Source organism: Streptomyces sp. NPDC059255 (assembly GCF_042752355.1).
Classification (GTDB): domain Bacteria; phylum Actinomycetota; class Actinomycetes; order Streptomycetales; family Streptomycetaceae; genus Streptomyces.
This window is the reverse complement of the sequence record NZ_JBHYZP010000002.1, coordinates 331,973-355,327: the sequence shown is the minus strand read 5'-3', so window position 1 is coordinate 355,327 and position 23,355 is coordinate 331,973. Positions and strand designations below refer to the sequence as shown.

19 protein-coding genes are annotated in these 23,355 nt (G+C 71.4%); 17 read left to right on the top strand and 2 right to left on the bottom strand.

Going from position 1 to position 23,355, the window contains the following annotated elements; genetic code table 11:
• Positions 1 to 11 precede the first annotated feature (11 nt).
• From ACFXKG_RS05215 to ACFXKG_RS05200, 4 genes are read left to right on the top strand one after another with little or no spacing between them, the layout of a single operon-like run.
• Positions 12 to 755: an amino acid ABC transporter ATP-binding protein gene (locus ACFXKG_RS05215; protein WP_384832849.1), complete on the top strand. Its 744-nt coding sequence runs from the start codon at positions 12 to 14 to the stop codon at positions 753 to 755.
• Positions 756 to 793: 38 nt separating this feature from the next.
• Entirely contained in the window at positions 794 to 1,699 is a 906-nt protein-coding gene (locus ACFXKG_RS05210; protein ID WP_384832846.1) for a glutamate ABC transporter substrate-binding protein, read from the top strand.
• A 9-nt stretch (positions 1,700 to 1,708) separates the two neighbouring features.
• On the top strand, positions 1,709 to 2,353 hold the full coding sequence (locus ACFXKG_RS05205; RefSeq protein WP_384832534.1) for an amino acid ABC transporter permease: 645 nt from the start codon (positions 1,709 to 1,711) through the stop codon (positions 2,351 to 2,353).
• Positions 2,350 to 3,207 (top strand): amino acid ABC transporter permease, encoded by an 858-nt coding sequence (locus tag ACFXKG_RS05200; protein WP_382885687.1) that lies wholly within the window; start codon positions 2,350 to 2,352, stop codon positions 3,205 to 3,207. The genes ACFXKG_RS05205 and ACFXKG_RS05200 overlap by 4 nt, the downstream gene beginning before the upstream one ends.
• Positions 3,208 to 3,361: 154 nt before the next feature.
• Here ACFXKG_RS05200 and ACFXKG_RS05195 read toward each other — a convergent pair whose 3' ends face one another.
• Complete coding sequence (locus ACFXKG_RS05195) at positions 3,362 to 4,105, bottom strand: hypothetical protein (protein ID WP_384832531.1); 744 nt, start codon at positions 4,103 to 4,105, stop codon at positions 3,362 to 3,364.
• A gap of 121 nt (positions 4,106 to 4,226) precedes the next feature.
• Between ACFXKG_RS05195 and ggt the strand changes: the two genes are divergently transcribed.
• Together ggt and ACFXKG_RS05185 are read left to right on the top strand one after the other, a co-directional pair.
• Complete coding sequence (gene ggt, locus ACFXKG_RS05190; protein ID WP_384832527.1) at positions 4,227 to 6,050, top strand: gamma-glutamyltransferase; 1,824 nt, start codon at positions 4,227 to 4,229, stop codon at positions 6,048 to 6,050.
• Positions 6,051 to 6,300: 250 nt separating this feature from the next.
• The gene (locus tag ACFXKG_RS05185; protein ID WP_384832524.1) at positions 6,301 to 9,324 is read left to right on the top strand and encodes a family 16 glycoside hydrolase; all 3,024 of its coding nucleotides are present in this window, start codon (positions 6,301 to 6,303) and stop codon (positions 9,322 to 9,324) included.
• An 89-nt stretch (positions 9,325 to 9,413) separates the two neighbouring features.
• Here the strand turns inward: ACFXKG_RS05185 and map are convergent, their stop codons facing one another.
• Positions 9,414 to 10,181 (bottom strand): type I methionyl aminopeptidase, encoded by a 768-nt coding sequence (gene map, locus ACFXKG_RS05180; RefSeq protein WP_384832521.1) that lies wholly within the window; start codon positions 10,179 to 10,181, stop codon positions 9,414 to 9,416.
• Positions 10,182 to 10,244: 63 nt separating this feature from the next.
• Here map and ACFXKG_RS05175 point away from each other — a divergent pair, with 63 nt between their 5' ends.
• From ACFXKG_RS05175 to ACFXKG_RS05125, 11 genes are all read left to right on the top strand, one after another.
• On the top strand, positions 10,245 to 10,505 hold the full coding sequence (locus ACFXKG_RS05175; protein ID WP_365809113.1) for a helix-turn-helix transcriptional regulator: 261 nt from the start codon (positions 10,245 to 10,247) through the stop codon (positions 10,503 to 10,505).
• Between the two features lie 57 nt (positions 10,506 to 10,562).
• Positions 10,563 to 10,946 (top strand): PPOX class F420-dependent oxidoreductase, encoded by a 384-nt coding sequence (locus ACFXKG_RS05170; RefSeq protein WP_384832518.1) that lies wholly within the window; start codon positions 10,563 to 10,565, stop codon positions 10,944 to 10,946.
• 147 nt (positions 10,947 to 11,093) lie between these two features.
• A complete protein-coding gene (locus ACFXKG_RS05165) occupies positions 11,094 to 12,734 on the top strand; it encodes a hypothetical protein (protein ID WP_384832515.1) in 1,641 nt (546 codons plus the stop codon).
• Positions 12,735 to 12,927: 193 nt separating this feature from the next.
• A complete protein-coding gene (locus ACFXKG_RS05160; protein WP_384832512.1) occupies positions 12,928 to 13,770 on the top strand; it encodes a nitrilase-related carbon-nitrogen hydrolase in 843 nt (280 codons plus the stop codon).
• Positions 13,767 to 15,047: an aspartate aminotransferase family protein gene (locus tag ACFXKG_RS05155; protein WP_384832509.1), complete on the top strand. Its 1,281-nt coding sequence runs from the start codon at positions 13,767 to 13,769 to the stop codon at positions 15,045 to 15,047. Before ACFXKG_RS05160 ends, ACFXKG_RS05155 begins: the two co-directional genes overlap by 4 nt.
• A 127-nt stretch (positions 15,048 to 15,174) precedes the next feature.
• Complete coding sequence (gene hydA, locus ACFXKG_RS05150) at positions 15,175 to 16,578, top strand: dihydropyrimidinase (RefSeq protein WP_384832506.1); 1,404 nt, start codon at positions 15,175 to 15,177, stop codon at positions 16,576 to 16,578.
• A 17-nt stretch (positions 16,579 to 16,595) separates the two neighbouring features.
• A complete protein-coding gene (locus ACFXKG_RS05145; RefSeq protein WP_382885704.1) occupies positions 16,596 to 17,597 on the top strand; it encodes a TIGR03842 family LLM class F420-dependent oxidoreductase in 1,002 nt (333 codons plus the stop codon).
• A gap of 80 nt (positions 17,598 to 17,677) precedes the next feature.
• Positions 17,678 to 19,219 (top strand): NCS1 family nucleobase:cation symporter-1, encoded by a 1,542-nt coding sequence (locus ACFXKG_RS05140; RefSeq protein WP_384832501.1) that lies wholly within the window; start codon positions 17,678 to 17,680, stop codon positions 19,217 to 19,219.
• A 30-nt stretch (positions 19,220 to 19,249) separates the two neighbouring features.
• On the top strand, positions 19,250 to 20,596 hold the full coding sequence (locus ACFXKG_RS05135; protein ID WP_384832498.1) for a 6-phospho-beta-glucosidase: 1,347 nt from the start codon (positions 19,250 to 19,252) through the stop codon (positions 20,594 to 20,596).
• Between the two features lie 187 nt (positions 20,597 to 20,783).
• The gene (locus ACFXKG_RS05130; RefSeq protein WP_384832495.1) at positions 20,784 to 22,391 is read left to right on the top strand and encodes an ABC transporter substrate-binding protein; all 1,608 of its coding nucleotides are present in this window, start codon (positions 20,784 to 20,786) and stop codon (positions 22,389 to 22,391) included.
• Positions 22,388 to 23,341, top strand: coding sequence for an ABC transporter permease (locus ACFXKG_RS05125; RefSeq protein ID WP_384832492.1), 954 nt, complete (start codon positions 22,388 to 22,390; stop codon positions 23,339 to 23,341). Before ACFXKG_RS05130 ends, ACFXKG_RS05125 begins: the two co-directional genes overlap by 4 nt.
• Positions 23,342 to 23,355 lie beyond the last annotated feature (14 nt).

Below are 23,355 nucleotides of genomic sequence, written 5' to 3'. Positions count from 1 at the left end.
TGGGGCAGCGTATGGCCGGCGATCCGTTGATCGAGCTGCGTGATGTCAACAAGTACTTCGGGCAGTTGCACGTCCTCCAGAACATCGACCTCACGGTCGACCGGGGCGAGGTCGTCGTGGTCATCGGCCCCTCGGGCTCCGGCAAGTCCACGCTCTGCCGCACGATGAACCGCCTGGAGACCATCGACTCGGGCCGGATCACCATCGACGGCAGCCCCCTGCCCGCCGAGGGCCGCGGGCTCGCCCGGCTCCGTACCGAAGTGGGCATGGTCTTCCAGTCGTTCAACCTCTTCGCGCACAAGACCGTGCTCGCCAACGTCTCCCTCGCGCAGATCAAGGTCCGCAAGCGGAAGAAGGAGGACGCCGACCGGCGCTCCCGGGAACTCCTCGACCGCGTCGGCCTCGCCGACCAGGCCGGCAAGCTGCCCGCGCAGCTCTCCGGCGGCCAGCAGCAGCGCGTCGCCATCGCCCGCGCGCTCGCCATGGACCCCAAGGCGCTCCTCTTCGACGAGCCCACCTCGGCGCTCGACCCGGAGATGATCAACGAAGTCCTCGAAGTGATGCGCCAACTCGCGGGCGAGGGCATGACCATGGTCGTCGTCACCCACGAGATGGGCTTCGCCCGCTCCGCCGCCAACCGCGTCGTCTTCATGGCCGACGGCCGCATCGTCGAGGACCGCACCCCGGAGGACTTCTTCACCGCCCCCGCGAGCGAGCGGGCCAAGGACTTCCTTTCCAAGATCCTCAAGCACTGACGGGGGTGCGGTCCGTGAGACACCCGCTGGAACGTCCGCTGCTCCGCCTCGGCGTGGCGCTCGTACTGATCCTCCTCGTCCCCCTGGTGGCGGCGTGCGGCAAGCCCGGCAGCCCGCCCGTCAAGGGCCCCCGGCCCGAGGCGCTGCCCCACTACCACGTCGACCGGGGCTTCCGCCTCCCCTCCTCGCCCACCTGGGAGAAGGCCAAACGCCGTGGCTATCTGATCGTCGGGGCCAAGGAGGACCAGCCGTACATGGGCGAGAGGGACCCCGCCACCGGCGTCTACTCCGGCTTCGACATCGAGATCGCCAAGATGATGTCGGCGTCCCTCGGCTTCGACCCCGCCACCATCCGGTTCCGCACCATCGCCTCCGCCAACCGCGAGACCGCCCTCCAGAACGGACAGATCGACTACTACGTCGGCACCTACACCATCAACGAGAACCGCAAGAAACTCGTCGGCTTCGCCGGCCCCTACTACATGGCCGGCCAGTCCCTCCTCGTACGCACCGACGAGCACGGCATCGAGGGGCCCCGGGACCTCGACGGCAAGCGCGTCTGCTCCGCCTCCGGCTCCACCCCGTACCAGCGCATCCAGCAGGACTACCCGCGCGTCCAGCTCGTCGGGTACGACACCTACTCCGCCTGCGTCGACAACCTGCTGACCTACCAGGTCGCCGCCGTCACCACCGACGACACCATCCTCCAGGGATACGCCGCCAAGGTGCCCCACGAACTGAAGGTCGTCGGCAAGCCCTTCTCCAAGGAGCCGTACGGCATCGGCGTCCCCCGCTCCGACAACGCGCTGCGCCTCGCGCTCGACGACGCCCTCGCCGTCCACGAGCGCAACGGCGACTGGCAGAAGGCGTACGACGCGACCCTCGGCCTCTCCGGCCGCAAGGCGACCCCGCCGCCGCCCATCGACCGCTATCCGGCGAGCTGAGGCCGCGCCATGGACGTACTCACCGACAACTTCGCCCTCTACGGCGAGGGCTTCCTCGGCACGCTCGAACTGACCGTCTACGCCTCCCTGCTGGCGCTCGCCCTCGGCTTCGTCATGGCCTCGTTCCGGGTGTCGCCCGTACGCGCCCTGCGCGCCTTCGGCACCGTATGGGTCACCGTGCTGCGCAACACCCCCCTGACGCTGCTCTTCTTCGCCGTCGTCCTCGGGCTGCCGCGCTTCGGACTCGTCCTGCCCTTCCAGCTCTTCGCGGTCCTCGCCCTCGGCTGCTACACCTCCGCGTTCATCTGCGAGGTGCTGCGCTCCGGCATCAACACCGTCCACAGGGGGCAGGGCGAGGCGGCCCGCAGCCTCGGGATGAGCTTCGGCCAGACCCTCGGCGACGTGGTGCTGCCGCAGGCGTTCCGCACGGTCATCCCGCCCGTCGGCTCCACGCTGATCGCGCTGGCCAAGAACTCCGCGATCGCGGGCGCGTTCAGCGTCACCGAACTGCTCGGCACCTACAAGGTCCTGAGTGAGAGGGGCTACAACATCGTCTGGTCGTTCGTCTGGATCGCCGTGGGCTATCTCATCATCACCCTGGCCATCAGCGCGCTGTTCCATCTGATGGAGCGGCGCTGGGGGGTCGCCCGATGAGCGAGTCGACCGCCCTCTACGACATCCCCGGGCCCCGCACCCGGCGCCGCCACCGCGCCTACGGGCTGGTGTCGACCGCCGTGATCGCCGCGCTGCTCGGCTGGCTGATCCATCTGCTCTTCGACACCGGGCAGTTCACCGCCGTCAAGTGGGACCCCTTCACGTACCAGGGGATCCAGGACCTGCTGCTGCGCGGTCTCGGCAACACCCTCAAGGCGTTCGGGTACGCGGCGGTGCTCTCGCTCGTGCTCGGCGCGGTCCTCGCCTGCGGGCGGCTCTCCGAGCACCGGCCGGTCCGGCTGCTCGCCACGCTGCTCGTCGAGTTCTTCCGGGCCATGCCCGTACTGGTGATGATCTTCTTCATCTTCGTGGCGCTGAAGGTGCAGGCCCTGCCCGCGCTGGTGGCGGGTCTGACGCTCTACAACGGCTCCGTGCTCGCCGAGGTCTTCCGTACCGGAGTACACGCGGTGGAGCGCGGTCAGCGGGAGGCGGCGTACGCGCTCGGCATGCGCAAGACGCAGGTCATGACGTACGTGCTGGTGCCGCAGGCGGTCCGCGCCATGCTGCCCACGATCATCAGCCAGCTGGTGGTCGCTCTCAAGGACACATCGCTCGGTTATCTCATCACCTACGAGGAGTTCCTCCATGCCGGCAAGCTCATCGCCTCGAATCTCGACTACGATTTGCCGTTCATCCCTGTGGTGATGGTGATTTCACCGATCTACATCGGGATGTGCATGCTGCTCTCCTGGTTCGCCCACTGGCTGGCCGGGCGTCAGCGGCACAACCCGAGAACCGAGGCCGTGGAAGCCGCCCCGGCCGGGACAGGGACGCTGCTGCCGGGAGGGCAGTAGCGCACAGGGCAGTGACCCGCCCGGCAGACAGCCGGTGATCACTTCCCGTACGGCGGCGGTACCCGGCCAGGAGGCCGGGCCCGACGCCCGGGAGGAAGGTCAGCTGTCCGCCGGTCGGGTTGTGCCCCGGCCCGCCACGGCGCCCCGGCCGCCGCTACTCGGCGGGCTCGGGCTCGGGTGTCGGCTCCGGCAGCGGGGTCCGGGCCGCGCGGATCACATCGGCCACCAGTTCCACCACATCGGGGCCGTACGCCTGCGAGTTCACCACTTTCAGCAGCAGGCAGAACGAACCGTCCCCGTACTTGCGGGTCAGCCGCTCGTGGTGGCGGGCGAGGTAGCGCGTGGCCGCCTGGTTGGTGATCGACCGCTGGCCGCAGCAGAGGAAGACGGGCCGCGCGCCCTCCCCGACGGTGAGCCGCGCCAGCAGGACGTACTCGCTGACGCCGGGCTCCGCGAGATAGCGGTCGGTCCCGATCCGGAAGGCGCCCCGCTCGGACACCGGCTCGGAGTCCGTGTTCACCCGGATGCCCGGCAGCAGGGATGACAGATGTGCCGCCATCCGCCGATTGGAGGAGGGGCCTCCCAGGCAGAACTCCGTACGTTCCCCGAAACCCTGGCGCGCGGTGTCGTGCTGGACGATGTCGGCGTGCGCGCCGCAGTCCTTGATCAGCGCGGAGAGTTCCAGCAGGGCGGAGACGTCGTTGCGGTGGACGGTGCCGTCGCTGCCCGCCTTCCGGTTGACGACCAGCAGACACTCGGAGTTGGTGGGCAGCCCGAAGAACGCCTGCTTCCTGCGCAGCTTCCGCCGCCAGAGGTAGCTGCGGGCGATCCAGCCCAGCGCGGCACTGACCCCCGTGGCGACCACGCCGAGCACGATGTTGCGTATGTCGTCATTCATGGGCGCGCATCGTAGCCGCAGAGCGCGTCCGTGTCCGAGGCGGTCCTGACGGTGCCGGTGTCCCGCGGTTACGCTGCGCGCGACAGTCACCGACCGGCTCCCTCGCCGACGGAGGTACCTGATGCGTCGCTCCACCGCGCGGAATCTCTCGCTCGCGGCCGTCACCGCCGCGCTGCTCTCGATAGCCGCCGGGGCGCCGCCCGGGGCGGCCCCGGCCCCGCCCGCGCCGGTGCCGCCCGTGAAGGTGCCGGTCGCGACGGGGTCCGGGGGAGCCGTCGCCAGCGTCGACGCCGACGCCTCCGCGGCCGGCATCGAGGTGCTCAGGAAGGGCGGCAACGCCGTGGACGCGGCCGTCGCCACCGCGGCGGCGCTCGGGGTCACCGAGCCGTACTCCGCGGGCATCGGAGGGGGCGGCTACCTCGTCTACTACGACGCCAGATCCCGTACGGTACGGACCATCGACGGCCGCGAGACCGCGCCGGCCTCCGCGGACCGCTCCCTCTTCCTGGAGAACGGGGTGCCGATCCCGTTCGCGGAGGCCGTGACCAGTGGTCGCGGCGTCGGCACCCCGGGCACCCCGGCCACCTGGGAGACCGCCCTCGACGCATGGGGCAGCCGCTCCCTCGGCCAGGTGCTGAAGCCCGCGGAGCGGCTCGCGAAGGACGGCTTCACCGTCGACGCGACCTTCCGCTCCCAGACCCAGTCGAACCAGGCGCGGTTCGCGGACTTCCCCGACACCGCGAAGCTCTTCCTGCCCGGCGGCGAACTCCCCGTCGTGGGCTCGGTCTTCAAGAACCCCGATCTGGCGCGCACCTACCAGGAGTTGGGGCGCGAGGGCACCGGCCTCCTCTACCGGGGCGCGCTCGGCCGCGACATCGTCCGCACGGTGCGCACCCCGCCGGTCGACCCGGCGGCGGACCGTACGGTGCGCGCGGGCGACCTGAGCACGCGGGACCTCGCCGCGTACCGCACGAAGCGCCAGGCACCCACCAAGGTCGGCTACCGCGGGCTCGACGTGTATGGCATGGCGCCCTCGTCCTCCGGCGGCACCAGCGTCGGCGAGGCGCTCAACATCCTTTCCCGTACGGACCTTTCGAAGGTGTCACAGGCGGCGTACCTGCACCGCTACATCGAGGCGAGCCGGATCGCCTTCGCGGACCGGGGCCGCTGGGTCGGGGACCCGGCCTTCGAGGACGTACCGACGAAGGGGCTGCTCTCCCGGCGCTTCGCGGACTCCCGGGCCTGCCTGATCAAGGACGACGCGGTCCTCAAGAGCCCGCTGGCGCCCGGCGATCCGAGCGATCCGACACCGTGCGCGCCGGGCGGCACCGCCGCGCCGACCACCTTCGAGGGCGAGAACACCACCCATCTCACGGTCGCCGACAAGTGGGGCAACGTCGTCGCGTACACCCTGACCATCGAGTCCACGGGCGGCAGCGCGATCACCGTGCCGGGGCGGGGCTTCCTGCTCAACAACGAGCTGACGGACTTCTCGTTCGCCCCGGCCAACCCGGCGGTCCACGACCCGAACCTGCCGGGCCCCGGCAAGCGGCCGAGGTCGTCGATCTCCCCGACCATCGTCCTGGACCGGCACGGCAAGCCCGTCCTCGCGGTCGGTTCGCCGGGCGGCGCGACCATCATCACCACCGTGCTCCAGACGCTGACCGGGACGCTGGACCGGGGCCTGCCGCTGGTCGAGGCGATCGCCGCGCCCCGCGCGAGCCAGCGCAACACGGCCTCGACCGAGCTGGAGCCGGGGCTGTGGAACAGCCCGGTGCGCCAGCAACTGGAGGCGCTGGGGCACACGTTCACCCAGAACCCGGAGATCGGCGCGGCCACCGGGGTGCAGCGGCTGCCGGACGGCCGCTGGCTGGCGGCGGCCGAGACGGTACGCAGGGGCGGCGGCTCGGCGATGGTCGTCCACCCGGCGAGCGGCAAGCCCTGACTCGGAAGCACGGGGCCTGACCCGCCGGGGCCCGACCTGCCGGGCTGATCCACCGGGCCCGACCCACTGCCCCGACCCGCCGCGCCCGCACGGGCGCGGCGGCACCGTCCGCACCGAGCGCCCCGCGAGTTTCAACTCATCGAGGACAAAGTGTGGACGGTTCGGTGCACTCTTCGTACGCTGGGCGTCGCTCTCGCACGGAAGGTCCGTCCCCGGCCGCGCTGCCTCGCAGCGCACAGCAGGAGGAAGAGTGACGCCCCGCACGCACCAGAGCACCCCCAACCATCGCCGCCGCCCCCGAAGACTCGCCGGGCTGTTCCTCGCGGCGCTTCTCACCGGCGGTCTCACGGCGCCGGCCGCCGAGGCGGACGAGAGGCCCTTCGGGGACCTGCCGCCCCAGGAACCCGGGGTCACCCTCCGGGTCTTCGACATCCAGTCCCCGCTGAGCAAGCTCTGCGACCTCAAGCCCGCCCAGACCCCCAACGTCGACAAGCTGATCCCCACCGTCGACTGGTCCTCCACCGAGGGGTTCGGTTTCACCGACAACTTCGTCTCGCAGATCATCGGGAACATCAACGTCCCCGCGGACGGCACGTACGCCTTCCGCCTGATCAGCGACGACGGCTCCCGGCTCTTCGTCGGGGGCAAGAAGGTCATCGACCACGACGGGCTGCACGGCGCCGAGCCCAAGGACGGCGAGATCTCCCTTGCCCCCGGCTACCACCCCTTACGGATCGACCACTTCGACCGGGGCGGCGAACAGCAGGTCACCCTCCAGTGGAAGCCGCCGGGCGCGGACTCCTTCACCCTCGTCCCGAACTCCGTGCTCAGCACCGACGCCGGCGTCGTACGGGTCACCGCCCCCGGCCGCAAGGAGTGCGAGGGGACGTACGACACCCCCGGCGACGGCCTCCCGCTGACCTCGGTCAACCCCGGCTACACCCTCACCGATCTGCGCCCGGAGGGCTTCGAGCCGCAGGTCTCCGCCATGGACTGGCTGCCGGGCGGCCGGCTCGCCGTGACCACCTGGGGCGGCAGCACCAAGACGGAGGGGGAGGTGTACGTCCTCGACAACGTGACGGGGGACACCGGTCCGGAGAAGGTCACGTACACGAAGATCGCCGGCGGCCTCAAGGAGCCGATGGGGATCAAGTACGTCGACGGAAAGCTGTACGTTTCCGAGAAGCACCAGCTGACCGAGTTGTCCGACACCAAGGGTGTCAACTCCCCCGACGAGATCCGCAAGATCGCCGAGTGGCCGTACGGGGGCAACTTCCACGAGTTCGCCTTCGGACTGCTCTACGAGGACGGGAACTTCTATCTGAACCTGTCCGTCGCCATCAACCAGGGCGGCGCGACGACCAACCCGCAGCCCGCCCCGAACCGAGGCACCACCGTCAAGGTGAACAGGAAGACCGGGAAGGTCAGTTACCTGGCCGGCGGTCTCCGCACACCGAACGGGATCGGACGGGGCCCGGGAGGTGACCTCTTCGTCACGGACAACCAGGGCGGCTGGCTGCCCGCCTCCAAGCTGCTCCACGTCAAGAAGGACCGGTTCTTCAACCACTACACCAACCCGGACGGCCCGTTCGACGACCGTACGGTCACCAAGCCGGTGCTCTGGCTGCCGCAGAACGAGATAGCCAACTCGCCCAGCACACCGATGCTGTTGAAGAAGGGGCCCTTCGCCGGGCAGATGCTCTTCGGCGACGTCACCTACGGCGGCATCCAGCGTGCCGACCTGGAGAAGGTGAAGGGCGAGTACCAGGGCGCGGTGTTCCGGCACACCCAGGGCCTGGAAGCGGGTATCACCCGGATCAGCACCGGCCCGGACGGCGCGATCTACGCGGGCGGCCTCGGCGCCGAGGGCAACTGGGGCCAGGAGGGCAAGCTCCGCTTCGGCCTGCAGAAACTCACGCCGAACGGCAAGACCGCCTTCGACACCAAGACCATGCGCGCCACCCGCGACGGCTTCGAACTCACCTACACCCAGCCCCTGTCGGAGGAGACCGCCGCCAAACTGACCGACGGCGCCTACTCCGTCGAGCAGTGGCGTTACGTCCCCACCCCGGCGTACGGGGGCCCCAAGATCGACGAAGAGGTCCTGCCCGTCTCGGCCGCCCGGCTCTCCGACGACCGGCGCACGGTCCGGCTCACCATCCCGGGCCTGAAGACCGACCGGGTGGTGCACGTCCGCTCGCCGCGCCCGTTCGCCTCGGCCACGGGCGAGCAGCTCTGGTCCACCGAGGCCTGGTACACACTGAACGCCCGCCCGGGCCCCGAGCAGCCCGTCACCTCGTACGACGCCGAGTCGGCGCGGCTCTCCGGCGGGGCGGACATCGACACCGAGCACGCCGGGTACACCGGTGGCGGCTTCGTGGACGGCTTCGGCACCCAGGGCGCCACCGCCACCTTCGAGATCAGCGCACCCGCGAAGGGCGACTACGACGTGGCACTGCGCTACGCCAACGGCCCCAACCCCTTCACCGGAACCAAGACCATCGGAGTCGCCGTCAACGGCGGGCAGGCGCGGCAGACAGGCCTCCCCTCCACCGGCGCCTGGAACCGCTGGTCCACGCAGACGGAGCGGTTCACCCTGAACAAGGGCCGCAACACCGTCACCTACACGTACCGGCCCGAGGACACCGGCCACGTCAACCTCGACATGATCGAGGTGCGCAAGCCGGGCAGCCGCATCGACCTGTTCTCCGGCGGCAGCGTCTCCACCGCCTGGCAGCACACCGACGGCCGCAGTGTCGAATGGCCGCGCACCGCCGAGAACTCCATCGAGGTGTGCTGCGGCGACATCCGCACCAAACAGTCCTTCCGTGACTTCAGGCTGCACGCCGAATTCCGGGTGCCGAAGCTGCCGGACGACGTCACGGGACAGGACCGCGGCAACAGCGGCGTCTACCTCCAGGAGCGGTACGAGATCCAGATCCTGGACTCGTACGGTGTGGAGAAACTGGCGGTGAACGAGGCCGGGGCCATCTACAACAAGAAGGCCGCGGACCTGAACGCCGGCACACCACCGGAAACCTGGCAGACGTACGACATCGTCTTCCGCGCGGCCCGTTTCGACGCCGAGGGCCGGAAGACCGAGGACGCCAGGATCACCGTGGAGTGGAACGGCCGTACCGTCCACGACAAGGTGGCGGTGGACGGGCCGACCGGCGCCGGCGACGCGGAATCGGCCGCCGCGGGTGCGATCCGGCTCCAGGACCACGGCAACAAGGTGCGCTTCAGGAACGTCTGGATCGAACCCCTGAACTGACCTGCGGTGCAGGGTAGTTGACGGCAGGCCCTGGGTGCGGTGGACGTCCGGTGCGGGGCCGGACGTCCGGCACGGCGGGCGCGGGTGTCTCAGAGCGCCGTCAGGATCCGGGGGCCCTCGTCGGTGATCGCCACCGTGTGCTCCGCGTGGGAGGCGCGGCTGGAGTCGAGGGTGCGGACCGTCCAGCCGTCGCGGGCCGTGTAACTGCGGTCCGTGCCGCTGCCTGTCAGCATCGGCTCGATCGCCAGCACCATGCCGTGGCGCAGCCGCAGGCCGCGACCCGGGCGTCCCTCGTTGGGGACGCCCGGGTCCTCGTGCATGGTGCGGCCCACGCCATGGCCGCCGAAGCCGTGGGGGATGCCGTACCCCGCCGCGCGGCAGACCCGGCCGATCGCGTGCGCGATGTCGCCGATCCGGTTGCCCACCCGGGCCGCGGCGATGCCCGCCTCCAGCGCCTCGTACGACGTGTCGATCAGCCGGAGGTCGTCCGGGCGGGCGCGGCCGACCGTGAAGCTGACCGCCGCGTCCCCCACCCAGCCGTCGAGGACCGCGCCGCAGTCGATCGACACGAGGTCGCCGTCGACCAGCCGGTAGGAGCCGGGGATGCCGTGCACGATCGCGTCGTTGACGGAGGCGCAGATGACGGCGGGGAACGGGGTGGGCGCCCAGTGGGGGTGATAGTCGAGGAAGGGTGAGCCGGCCCCCGCCTCGCGCAGCACGGCGCGGGCGGTCTCGTCGAGGGCGCGCAGCGTGACCCCCACGGCGGCGGCCTCGCGTACGGCCGTCAGTGCCTGGGCGACGACTCGGCCCGCTCCCCGCATGGCGTCCAGGGACGCATCGGTTTTGATCTCCACCATTCCAATAACTTTACCGGTCGGCGGGGTGTGCGGGAATTGCCCGGGCGGTATTACAATGACGCAATGGTGCGAACCCCCCTCACCCCGGAAGAGCGTGAGCGCGGCGAACGGCTCGGCCGTCTGCTCCGCGAGGCGCGCGGCTCACGGAGCATGGTGGAGGTCGCCGCCGTCGCCGGGCTCTCCGCGGAGACGCTGCGCAAGATCGAGACCGGCCGGGCCCCGACGCCCGCCTTCTTCACCGTGGCCGCGCTGGCCGGGGCGCTGGGACTGTCGATGGACCGGATCGCCGAGAGCTGCGCGCTGGTGTCGCTGCCGGCGGCCTGAGGCCGTGGCCTGAGCGGGCCGGGGCGGGCCGGTGTCCGGTCGCGTACGCTCGCGTGCGTGACGACCCTCGATGAGCTCGGCCGCAGCCGCTATGTCAGTCTCACCACCTACCGCAAGGACGGGACGGGTGTCGCCACCCCCGTCTGGCACGCCGTGGACGGGGGCGAGCTGTTCATCTGGACCCGGTCCGACTCCTGGAAGGTCAAGCGGATCCGCGCCAATCCCCGTGCCGTGGTCACCGCGTGCACGGTGCGCGGACGGATCGCCCCCGGCGCGCCGAGCGCCGAGGGGACGGCGCGGCTGCTCGACGGGGCGGAGCTGGAGCGGGTCAGACGGCTCCTCGCCCGCAAGTACACCTGGCAGTTCTGGCTGACCGACTGGCCCGCCATGGTCGTACGGCGCGGCAAGCGGCCGCACACCGGGATCGCCGTCACGTTCTGACGTCCGGCCGCCGAGGGCATCGCTCCGGCGGGGGTGATGAGGGCATCGCACCCTCCCGGAAAACTGTCTGTATTCGTCCTGTAACACGACTGAGGTCGAATGCCTCGGACCGGAGAGTCCTCTTCGGGCGGGAGGGGCGGGACAGCGATGGCGGTGCGGCAACTCCCGGTGGAGATCGGGACGTTCGCTCGGTACTTAAAGGATCTGACGACGCTGCTCGACCCCGGCGCCGGCTGGTACGGAGTCTTCCTCCACCGCGACCCCGAGGGACTGCGGGCCTGCCTCGGCGGTGCCGAGATCCCGCCGTGGGACGTGGTGGAGTCGCTGCTCCAGGACTTCGCGGCCGGACGCGACACGCAGCCCGTCGACGCGGCCGCGGAGACCGAGCGGGCCCGGCGGCTCCACACCGTCTCGGCCCTGGCGTACGACCGGCTCCCCGGCAACGGTGCGGCGCTCGCGGAGCGGCTGCGGCTGATGGACCGTGAGCGGACCGCCGCGGCGGGCCGGGCCGAGGAGCTGGTCCGGCTGCTCCGCACCACCCCCGAGGGCGCGCCGGGCGAGCGGCAGCTCACCCACGATCTCGCGTGGGTCCGCGACGACCTGGCCCGCGCCACCGCCCGCTGCGCCGAACTCCGGTCCAGGATCGCGGCGTTGCCGGAGCCGGCGGCGGATCCGGGCGCGGACACCGGCACCGGCAGGGGCACCGGCAACGGCCTGGGTACGGACGCGGATCCGGGCGCCGGTCCGGGCGCCGGCGCCGGTGCGGAGACCGGCGCGGATCCGGGCGCGTACGGTCGGGAACCGGCGGCCCGCGGCGATGCGTCCGGCCGGACCGAGCGGGGCCGGACGCGCTGGGGCGGCCGCCGCCGCACCGGCGGTACGGCCCCCGGCCCCGGCACCGCCGGGGAGAGCGCGGGCCCCGGCACCGCCGCGCGCCGGGCCGAGCCCCCGCAGAAGAAGCGCAAGCCACGCGGCGCCCGCTTCGCCGGGCTTGACGTCGACGAGGCTTACGACACTTACGAGACTTACGAGGCTGGTGATGCTTACGGGGCTCATGAGGCCGGCGCCGCCGGTGAGGCCTACGCCGCCGACGGGGCCCGGCGGGCCGAGGAGCCGCCGCCCGCGCCCGTCCTCCCGGCGCCGCCGCCCGCCGCGCCCGCCACCCCGCGTGGCGCCCGGTTCGGCGGCGCGCCCGGCGCCGCGCCGCGTACCGCGTCCGCCGGGCCCGGGGCGTCGCCCTCGCCCTCGCCCTCGCCGGAGGACCGGCGCGCCGCCCACCGGATCGTCGGCGCGCTGCGCAGGCTGCGCGCCGAGGGGCGGACGGGCGAGGCGCACGTCGTGCTCTGCGAGGCCGCGGGCAGCCCGCCGGAGCAGCTGCCCCTGCTCGCCGCCGAGCTGCACCGCGCCGGGCTCGGCGCCGACTGGGCCGAACTCCTCTGGGAGGCCGCCTTCCTGCCGCCCGCGCAGCTCGCCGCGGCGGCCGGGGCGCTCGCCGCCGCCGGGCGCGACGACGACTGCGGCCAACTGCTGCGCCAGGGCGTCTCCCGGCCGGCCGGGGAGATCACCGACGCCGTACTCGCGCTGGACGACGCGGGCCGCGCACCCGAGGCGCGGGCGCTGCTCAGCGCGTTCGTACAGGCGCGTCCGCCGGCGGACGCCGCGCTCGTCGCCGCACCCGATCCGCGCCGGCTCGTCCCGCGCCTTCTCGACGCGGCGCGCGCCGTGTCGGCCTCCCGCGAGCGCGATGTGGTGCATGCTCTGCGGGTGGCGGGAATCGCTGCAGGCTGAGAACCGGTCGGGCCGCCTCAGGCCGGGCTGCCCGGTGTCGACCGCTCGGGTGTGAAACTTGATCGACTCTGCGGGTTAACGACGATGGTCTTGCCCCCGTGTGAACCGGGGCTTACGTTCTCCTCCTACGCAGATCTACGTGCGTAGAGCTGACCGAAGCAGCTGACCGGAGCACCCGCCGAAGGAGCAGCTCGTGGCCCGAGTCGTACGCGCCGCACTCGTCCAGGCGACCTGGACGGGCGACACCGAATCCATGATCGCCAAGCATGAGGAGCACGCCCGCGAGGCGGCCCGGCAGGGCGCGCAGATCATCGGATTCCAGGAAGTCTTCAACGCCCCCTACTTCTGCCAGGTGCAGGAGCCGGAGCACTACCGCTGGGCCGAGCCCGTCCCGGACGGTCCGACCGTCACCAGGATGCGCGAGCTGGCCCGGGAGACCGGGATGGTCGTGGTGGTCCCGGTCTTCGAGATCGAGCAGTCCGGCTTCTACTACAACACCGCGGCGGTGATCGACGCCGACGGCTCGTACCTCGGCAAGTACCGCAAGCACCACATTCCGCAGGTCAAGGGGTTCTGGGAGAAGTACTACTTCAAGCCCGGCAACGCCGGCTGGCCCGTCTTCGACACCGCTGTCGGCAAGGTCGGCGTCTACATCTGCTACGACCGCCACTTCCCCGAGGGATGGCGCCAGCTCGGCCTGAACGGCGCCGAGATCGTGTACAACCCGTCGGCCACCTCACGCGGTCTCTCCAGCTACCTCTGGCAGCTCGAACAGCCCGCCGCCGCCGTCGCCAACGAGTACTTCATCGCCGCGATCAACCGCGTGGGCCAGGAGGAGTACGGCGACAACGACTTCTACGGCACGAGCTACTTCGTCGACCCGCGCGGCCAGTTCGTCGGCGAGCCCGCGAGTGACAAGGCCGAGGAACTGGTCGTACGCGACCTGGACTTCGCGCTGATCGAGGAGGTGCGCCGGCAGTGGGCGTTCTACCGCGACCGGCGGCCCGACGCGTACGAGGGGCTGGTGCGGCCGTGAGCGACCTCCACGACCGGCACCGCGCCGTCCTGCCCGACTGGCTCGCGCTCTACTACGACGAGCCGATCGAGATCACCCACGGCGAGGGCCGCCATGTCTGGGACACGGAGGGCAACCGCTACCTCGACTTCTTCGGCGGCATCCTCACCACGATGACCGCCCACGCGCTCCCCGAGGTCACCAAGGCGGTGACCGAGCAGGCGGGCCGGATCATCCACTCCTCCACGCTCTACCTCAACCGCCCGATGGTCGAACTCGCCGAGCGCATCGCGGCGTTGTCGGGAATCCCGGACGCCCGGGTCTTCTTCACCACCTCCGGCACCGAGGCCAACGACACCGCGCTGATGCTGGCGACCGCCCACCGCGGCTCGAACCAGGTCCTCGCGATGCGCAACAGCTACCACGGCCGGTCCTTCTCGACCGTCGCCGTCACCGGCAACCGCGGCTGGTCGCCCACCGGGCTCTCCCCGCTCCAGACGCTCTACGTGCACGGTGGCGTCCGCAACCGCGGCCCGTACGCGGGGCTCACCGACGAGCGGTTCATCGAGGCGTGCGTCGCCGACCTGGAGGACCTGCTCGGCCACACCCGTACGCCCGCCGCGCTGATCGCCGAACCGGTGCAGGGCGTCGGCGGGTTCACCGCACCGCCGGACGGTCTGTACGCCGCCTTCCGCGAAGTCCTCGACCGGCACGGCATCCTGTGGATCAGCGACGAGGTGCAGACCGGCTGGGGCCGCACCGGCGAGCACTTCTGGGGCTGGCAGGCGCACGCCGGGAACGGCCCGCCGGACCTGCTCACCTTCGCCAAGGGCATCGGCAACGGCATGTCCATCGGCGGGGTCGTCGCCCGCGCCGACATCATGAACTGCCTGGACGCCAACTCCATTTCGACCTTCGGCGGCAGCCCCGTCACCATGGCGGCGGGCCTCGCCAACCTCTCGTACCTCCAGGAGCACGACCTCCAGGGCAACGCCCGCCGCGTCGGCGGCCTGCTCATCGAGCGGCTGCGGGCCATCGGCGCGGGCGTCGACGCCGTACGCGAGGTACGCGGCCGGGGGCTCATGATCGGCATCGAGCTGATCAACCCCGCGACCGGGGAGGCGGCGCCGCGCACGGCCTCGGCCGTCCTGGAGGCGGCCCGCGAGGGCGGGCTGCTGATCGGCAAGGGCGGCGGCCACCACACCAGCGTGCTGCGGATCGCCCCGCCCCTCTCGCTGACCGTCGCCGAGGCGGAAGAGGGCGCCGCGATCCTGGAACTGGCCCTGCGGAGCGCCTGATCCGGCGCTCCGCCCGGCCGCGTACGCCCCAGGCCCCGGTCCTTCCCGCCCCGGTCCGGGCCGGTCGTACGCGGCCGGCCCGCACCCCGCCCCCTCCACCGACCGTACGAAAGGGAGCGCCACCACCATGAGCAGCACCCGCACCCTGATCCGCGGCGGACTCGTTGTCACCGCCGCCGACGAGACCCACGCCGATGTCCTGATCGAGGACAGCAGGATCGTCGCCCTCGCCGCGAGCGGCTCCGACGTGGCCGAGGGCTGGACCGCCGGCCGTACGATCGACGCCACCGGCAAGTACGTCATCCCGGGCGGTGTCGACGCGCACACCCACATGGAGATGCCGTTCGGCGGCACCTTCGCCGCCGACACCTTCGGGACCGGCACCCGGGCCGCCGCCTGGGGCGGCACCACCACCATCGTGGACTTCGCCATCCAGTCCCCGGGCCAGTCGCTGCGCGCGGGGCTCGACGCCTGGTTCGCCAAGGCCGACGGCAACTGCGCCATCGACTACGGCTTCCACATGATCATGGCGGACGTCAACGAGAGCTCGCTCAAGGAGATGGACCTCCTCGTCCAGGAGGGCGTCACCAGCTTCAAGCTGTTCATGGCCTATCCGGGCGTCTTCTACAGCGACGACGGCCAGATCCTGCGGGCCATGCAGCGCGCCTCGCACAACGGCGGGCTGATCATGATGCACGCCGAGAACGGCATCGCCATCGACGTCCTCGTCGAACAGGCCCTGGCCGCCGGCCACACCGACCCGCGCTACCACGGCGAGGTGCGCAAGGTCCTGCTGGAGGCCGAGGCCACCCACCGGGCCATCCAGCTCGCCCGGGTCGCGGACGCGCCGCTCTACGTCGTCCACGTCTCCGCCGAGGAGGCCGTCGCCGAACTGGCCGCCGCCCGGGACAAGGGGCTGCCCGTCTTCGGCGAGACCTGCCCGCAGTACCTCTTCCTCTCCACCGACAACCTGGCGGAACCGGACTTCGAGGGCGCCAAGTACGTCTGCTCCACCCCGCTGCGGCCCAAGGAACACCAGGCGGCCCTGTGGCGGGGGCTGCGCACCGACGACCTCCAGGTGGTCTCCACGGACCACTGCCCGTTCTGCTTCTCCGGGCAGAAGGAGATGGGCCGCGGCGACTTCTCCAAGATCCCCAACGGCCTGCCCGGCGTGGAGAACCGCATGGACCTGCTCCACCAGGCCGTGGTCGACGGGCACATCACCCGGCGCCGCTGGATCGACATCGCCTGCGCCGCCCCGGCCCGGATGTTCGGCCTCTACCCGCGCAAGGGCACCATCGCGCCGGGCGCCGACGCGGACGTCGTCGTCTACGACCCGGGCGCCGAGCAGACCGTGTCCGCCGAGACCCACCACATGGACGTGGACTACTCCGCGTACGAGGGCAGGCGCCTCACCGGCCGCGTCGAGACGGTGCTCTCCCGAGGTGAACTCGTCATCGACCGACGGCAGTTCACCGGCCGGGCCGGACACGGCCAGTACACCCCCCGCGCCCTCTGCCAGTACCTCTGAACCCGGGAGCGACCGCCATGGACTTCGGACTCGTCCTCCAGACCGACCCGCCCTCCTCCGACGTCGTCGACCTCATGCGGCGCGCGGAGGGCAACGGCTTCCGGTACGGCTGGACCTTCGACTCGGCCGTGCTCTGGCAGGAGCCGTTCGTCATCTACAGCCGCATCCTGGAACACACCACCACCCTGACCGTGGGCCCCATGGTCACCAACCCGTCCACCCGGACCTGGGAGGTGACCGCCTCCACCTTCGCCACACTCAACGAGATGTACGGCAACCGCACCGTGTGCGGCATCGGCCGCGGCGACTCGGCGATGCGCGTCGCGGGCCGTAAGCCCAACACCCTCGCCACCCTCGGCGAGTCGATCGGGGTCATCCGCGATCTGGCGGAGGGCCGCGAGGCCACCGTCGACGGCAGCACCCTGCGGCTGCCGTGGGTCCGGGACGGGAGACTGCCGGTGTGGATGGCGGCGTACGGGCCCAAGGCGCTCGCGCTCGCCGGGCGGAAGGCCGACGGCTTCATCCTCCAGCTCGCCGACCCGTTCCTCACCGAGTGGATGGTCAAGGCCGTCCGCACCGCGGCCTCCGACGCCGGCCGCGACCCGGACGCGATCACCATCTGTGTCGCCGCGCCCGCCTACGTGAGCGACGACCTCGCCCACGCACGGGAGCAGTGCCGGTGGTTCGGCGGGATGGTCGGCAACCACGTCGCCGATCTCGTCGCGCGCTACGGGGAGCACTCCGGGCTCGTACCGGACGCGCTGACCACGTACATCAAGGCGCGCGAGGGGTACGACTACAGCCACCACGGCCGGACGGGCAACCCCTCCGCGGACTTCGTCCCCGACGAGATCGTGGACCGCTTCTGCCTGCTCGGTCCCGCCGAGGCGCACATCGAGAAGCTGAAGGCGCTGCGCGCGCTCGGCGTCGACCAGTTCGCCGTCTACGACATGCACGACGCGAAGGAGGCGGTGATCGACGCGTACGGCGCCGAGATCATCCCGGCGCTCCAGGACTGACGCGCCCCGGTCGACCCACCGCCCGCACGGCCTCGTTCGACGTCCCCGACACCCGCCCTCGAACGAAGGGTTCCGCCGTCATGACCGCGACCGTACCGCCCGCTCCCTCCGCCGAAGGACCGATAGGCGACCCTCGGGGCCGCGTCGAGCTGCCGCCCGGCGCCGTCCCCGAGGACAGCCGCTTCGTCAACGCCGATCTGCTGCCCGTCCCGGTGGCGGAGCGCCGCTGGACCACGTACAACTTCGCCGCCCTGTGGATCGGCATGGCGCACAACATCCCGTCCTGGCTGCTCGCGTCCGGCCTGGTCACCCTGGGCATGGACTGGAAGCAGGCGGTCCTCACGATCGCCCTGGCCAATGTGATCGTGCTCCTCCCGATGCTGCTGACGGGGCACGCGGGACCCAAGTACGGCATCCCCTTCCCGGTCCTCGCCCGCGCCTCCTTCGGGCTGCGCGGCGCCAACCTGCCCGCGCTGATCCGCGCCGCCGTCGCCTGCGCGTGGTTCGGGATCCAGACCTGGATCGGCGGGCAGGGCATCTTCGTGCTGCTCGGCAAGATCTTCGGCGGCTGGACGGACGCGTCCCGGATCGGCGGCCAGCCCTGGACGCTCTGGCTCTGCTTCCTGCTCTTCTGGGCGCTCGAACTCGCCATCATTTACCGGGGGATGGACACCCTGCGGCGGTTCGAGAACTGGGCGGCGCCCTTCGTGATCGTCGGCGCGCTGGTGCTGCTGGTCTGGATCACCGTCAAGGCGGGCGGCCTCGGCCCGCTGCTCGACCAGCCGTCCGAGCTGGGCTGGGGCGCCGAGTTCTGGCCCGTCTTCTTCCCGTCCCTGATGGGGATGATCGCCTTCTGGTCCACCCTGTCGCTGAACATCCCCGACTTCACCCGGTTCGGCGCGGGCCAGCGCGCCCAGATCCGGGGCCAGGCACTCGGGCTGCCCACGACGATGACACTCTTCGCGCTGCTCTCGGTCTTCGTCACCTCCGGATCCCAGGCGGTGTACGGCGCCGCCGTCTGGGACCCGGTCGAGCTGGCGGCGAAGACGGACAACGTCTTCGGGCTGGTCTTCGCGCTGGTGACCGTGCTGGTCGCGACCATCTCGGTGAACATCGCCGCCAATGTCGTCTCGCCTGCCTACGACCTCGCCAACCTCGCCCCGAAACGCATCAACTTCCGTACGGGCGCGCTGATCACGGGCGTCATCGGCGTCCTCGTCATGCCGTGGAAACTCACCGCCACGCCCGAGCTGTACATCTTCACCTGGCTGGGTCTGGTCGGCGGACTGCTCGGTACGGTCGCGGGCATCCTGATCGCCGACTACTGGATCGTCCGGCGCACCGTCCTCGACCTCGCCGACCTCTACCGGCCGGGCGGACGGTACTGGTACGCGCGCGGCTGGAACCCGCGGGCCGTGGCCGCCTTCGCCGTCGGCGGGGTGCTGGCGGTGGGCGGCTCCCACTCCCTCCCCGGAAAGGGCCCGTTCCCCGAGGACGGGCTGATCCCCCTGCTCAAGCCGCTCGCGGACTACGGCTGGGCGGTGGGGCTGGTCGCCGCGGCGGCGGTGTATCTGGTCCTGACCCTGCCGTCCGGGCGCCGGGGCGCGAAGATGGTCCCGTAACGGTGACCAACGTGTGAAAGCGGTGCGGGTGTGAAGCTGACGATTCTCGGCGGCGGCGGGTTCCGGGTTCCTCTGGTGTACGGCGCCCTCCTCGGCGACCACGCGGAGGGGCGGGTCACCCAGGTCACCCTCCACGACCTGGACGCCGGCCGGCTCGGCGCCATCGCCCGCGTCCTCGCCGAACAGGCCGCGGACATCCCCGACGCCCCCTCCGTCACCGCCACCACCGACCTCGACGAGGCGCTGCGCGGCGCCGACTTCGTCTTCTCCGCCATCCGCGTCGGCGGGCTCGAAGGACGCGCGGCCGACGAGCGGATCGCGCTGGCCGAGGGCGTCCTCGGGCAGGAGACGGTCGGCGCGGGCGGCATCGCGTACGGGCTGCGCACCGTGCCCGTCGCCGTCGACATCGCCCGGCGGGTGGCGCGCCTCGCACCGGACGCCTGGGTCATCAACTTCACCAACCCGGCGGGGCTGGTCACCGAGGCCATGTCCCGCCACCTCGGCGACCGCGTCATCGGCATCTGCGACTCGCCGGTCGGACTGGGGCGGCGGGTCGCCCGGGTGCTCGGCGCCGACCCCGACCGCGCCTGGATCGACTACGTCGGCCTCAACCACCTGGGCTGGCTGCGCGGACTGCGCGTCGACGGCCGCGACGAACTGCCCCGGCTGCTCGCCGACCCCGACGCCCTCGGCTCGTTCGAGGAGGGCAAGCTCTTCGGCACCGACTGGCTCCGCTCGCTCGGCGCCATCCCCAACGAGTACCTGCACTACTACTACTTCAACCGCGAGGCCGTCCTCGCCTACCAGCAGGCCGAGCAGACCCGCGGCGCCTTCCTCCGCGACCAGCAGGCCCGCTTCTACGAGGAGGTGGCCCGCCCCGGCGCCCCCGCGCTGGGCACCTGGGACCGTACCCGCGCCGAGCGGGAGGCCACGTACATGGCGGAGAACCGCGAGGCCGCGGGGGCCGGCGAGCGGGACGACGCCGACCTGGAGTCCGGCGGCTACGAGCAGGTCGCCCTCGCGCTGATGCGGGCCGTCGCCCGCGACGAGCGGACCACACTCATCCTCAACGTCCGCAACCGGTCCACCCTCGCGGCGCTCGACGCCGACGCCGTCATCGAGGTGCCCTGCCTGGTGGACGGCAACGGAGCCCACCCCGTCACCGTCGCCCCGCTGCCGTACCACGCCACCGGCCTGGTCTGCGCGGTCAAGGCGGTCGAACGCGAGGTGCTGGCCGCCGCCGAGAGCGGCTCGCGCGCCTCGGCCGTCGCGGCTTTCGCGCTGCACCCGCTGGTGGACTCGGTCGGCGTCGCACACCGGCTGCTGGACGGCTACCGGGCCGTGCACCCGGGCCTGGCCTACCTCGACCGCCGGTAGACCGGGCGGGGCACGTCCCGCCCGGTACGGCTTCCGAATGGGGGACGGCGCCCGAATTGCCGCCCCGGGTAACCCGATCTTCATGGAAAACACCGGCGGAGCACGGACATCGCTCTTGTCGTGGGTCTGTATGCGAAATACGGTCGTCGGTATTCCTTGATCGGCTCCTGGCGGGAGGCAGAACCTCGTGCGCCGTACACCTCTTGGGACCGCCGCCGTCGCTCTGACGGTGCTTCTTTCCGGCTGCGCCTCGCTCCAGTCCTCCGCCACCGAGGTCGGCGGGGTGCGGATGACCGACGAGCGGCCCGTACGCGACGGCGGCACGCTCACCGTCGCCCTCAACTCGGACCCCGACAAACTCGATCCGAGCCTCGCCCAGACCCTCGTCGGGCGCACCGTCTTCGCCGGCATGTGCGAGAAGCTGTACGACATCGACCAGGACGGCACGATCGTCCCGCAGCTCGCCACCGCCCTGCCCGACGTCTCGGCGGACGGCCTGACCGTCACCGTACGGGTCCGCCGCGACGCCCGGTTCAGCGACGGAACCCGGCTCGACGCCGACGCCGTCGTCGGCTCCCTGCTGCGCCACCGCGATCTGCCGGGCTCCGCCCGCGCGACCGAACTCGCCCCGCTGGAACGGGTGAGGGCCACCGGCCCCGACACCGTACGCCTCACGCTCAAGCAGCCGTACGTGCCGCTCACCGGGGTCCTCGCCGACCGGTCGGGGATGGTCATGTCCCCGGCGGCGCTGCGGAAATACGGCAAGGACTTCACCAACCACCCCTCCTGCGTCGGGCCGTTCCGCTTCGTCGAGCGGGTCGGCGGCGACCGGATCGTGCTCCGCAAGGACCCCCGCTACTACGACGCGGACCGCGTCCACCTCGACCGGGTGATCTACCGGCCCATCCCCGACGGCACCGTACGCCTCGCCAATCTGCGCTCCGGCGACGTCCAGGTCGGCGACCAGATGGCCCCCGTCGACGTCCGCGGCGCGCTGACCGAACCGAAGCTCCAGGTCTTCAACTCGCCCTCCCTCGGCTACCAGGGCATCGGCCTCAACGTCGGCAACGTGAAGGGCCTCGGCGAGAAACCGGGGCCGATCGACACCCCCCTCGCCCGGGATGCCCGGGTCCGCGAGGCGTTCGCGCTCTCCCTCGACCGGGAGCTGATCAACCAGGTCGTCTTCCAGGGCATGTACGAACCGGCCTGCGGCCCCATCTCACCCGGCTCCGCCATCGCCCCCGGTGTGCGGCCCGAGCAGTGTCCGAAACGGGACGCCGAACGGGCCAGGCGACTGCTGGCCGAGGCCGGGGTGAAGACGCCCGTACGGATGGAGCTGAAGGTCTCCACGACCCCGGAGTCCGGCAGACTGGGCCAGGTCGTCCAGGCCATGGCCAAGGAGGCGGGCTTCGCCGTCACACTGCGCCCCACCGAGTACGCCACTCTGCTGGAGGAGACCGACAACGGCGCGTACGACGCCTTCACCAGTGGCTGGTCGGGCCGGCTCGACCCGGACGGCAACATCGCCAGTTTCCTCCGGACTCAGGGCGCGATGAACGCCTACGGACTCTCCGACCCCCGGATCGACGAGCTGATCGCCCGCGGCCGCACCGAGTCCAACCTCCGTGAACGCGCCGCGATATACGAGGAGTTGACGCGCCGGGTGAACGCCGAACACGCCCTCGTCTACGTCTACCGGCAGAAGAACTACGCCGTCGCCGGCAAGACGGTCGCGGGGCTGCGGATCTACGGCGACGGACTGGTCCGCGTCTCGACCGCCGGATACGTCCGGTGACGCGTTATCTGCTCACCCGGCTGCGCCAGTCCCTGATCACCCTCTTCCTGGTCAGCGTCGTCGTCTTCGCGGGCATCAGGGCCCTGCCCGGCGACCCCGCCCTCGCCCTCGCCGGGGAGGAACGCAGCCCCGAGGCGCTGGCCGCCGTCCGGGAGAGCTACGGACTCGACGACAACATCGCCGTCCAGTACGGGCGTTACCTCACGCGCGCCCTCACCGGCGACCTGGGCACCTCCTCCCGTACCGGACTCCCGGTCGCCGACGCCATCACCGAGGCGCTGCCCGTCACCCTCGAACTGGCCGCGCTCTCCCTACTGCTGGCCGTCGTCATCGGCATCGGAGCGGGGGTCGTCGCCGCCGTACGGCGCGGCCGGCCCGAGGAATGGCTCGCCAACGCCATCGCCCTGCTCGGGCTCTCCGTGCCCACCTTCTGGCTCGGCATGGTGCTGGTGCTCGCCTTCGCGGTCGCCCTGCCGGTCTTCGCCGCCTCCGGATACGTGCCGTTCACCACCGACCCACTCGACAACCTGCGCCGTATGGTGCTCCCCTCGATCGTGCTCGGATCCGGACTCGCGGCCGTCGTGATGCGCCAGACCCGCGCCGCCATGCTCGACTCGCTCTCCGCCGACTACGTCCGTACCGCACGCGCCAAGGGTCTGACGCGACGCCAGGTCATCGGCGGCCACGCGCTGCGCAACTCCCTCGTCACGGTGGTGACCGTGCTCGGTCTCCAGCTCGGCCATCTCATCTCCGGCGCCGTCGTCACCGAGCAGATCTTCGTCCTGCCCGGGTTCGGCAAACTCACCATCGACGCCGTCTTCACCCGTGACTACGCGACGCTGCAGGCCGTGGTGTTGTGCACCGCCACGGCGTACATCCTCATCAACCTGCTGGTCGACACGGTCTATTCGGTGATCGACCCGCGGATCAGGCTCGGAGGTGCCCGGTGACCCCATCCGTCCGT

What these genes read in the sequence shown, in the direction of transcription:
- ACFXKG_RS05215 (WP_384832849.1), top strand. Translation starts at nt 12, where the DNA reads ATGGCCGGCGATCCGTTGATCGAGCTGCGTGATGTCAACAAGTACTTC.
- ACFXKG_RS05205 (WP_384832534.1), top strand. Translation starts at nt 1,709, where the DNA reads ATGGACGTACTCACCGACAACTTCGCCCTCTACGGCGAGGGCTTCCTC.
- ACFXKG_RS05200 (WP_382885687.1), top strand. Translation starts at nt 2,350, where the DNA reads ATGAGCGAGTCGACCGCCCTCTACGACATCCCCGGGCCCCGCACCCGG.
- ACFXKG_RS05195 (WP_384832531.1), bottom strand. Translation starts at nt 4,105, where the DNA reads ATGAATGACGACATACGCAACATCGTGCTCGGCGTGGTCGCCACGGGG.
- ggt (WP_384832527.1), top strand. Translation starts at nt 4,227, where the DNA reads ATGCGTCGCTCCACCGCGCGGAATCTCTCGCTCGCGGCCGTCACCGCC.
- map (WP_384832521.1), bottom strand. Translation starts at nt 10,181, where the DNA reads ATGGTGGAGATCAAAACCGATGCGTCCCTGGACGCCATGCGGGGAGCG.
- ACFXKG_RS05175 (WP_365809113.1), top strand. Translation starts at nt 10,245, where the DNA reads ATGGTGCGAACCCCCCTCACCCCGGAAGAGCGTGAGCGCGGCGAACGG.
- ACFXKG_RS05165 (WP_384832515.1), top strand. Translation starts at nt 11,094, where the DNA reads ATGGCGGTGCGGCAACTCCCGGTGGAGATCGGGACGTTCGCTCGGTAC.
- hydA (WP_384832506.1), top strand. Translation starts at nt 15,175, where the DNA reads ATGAGCAGCACCCGCACCCTGATCCGCGGCGGACTCGTTGTCACCGCC.
- ACFXKG_RS05145 (WP_382885704.1), top strand. Translation starts at nt 16,596, where the DNA reads ATGGACTTCGGACTCGTCCTCCAGACCGACCCGCCCTCCTCCGACGTC.
- ACFXKG_RS05140 (WP_384832501.1), top strand. Translation starts at nt 17,678, where the DNA reads ATGACCGCGACCGTACCGCCCGCTCCCTCCGCCGAAGGACCGATAGGC.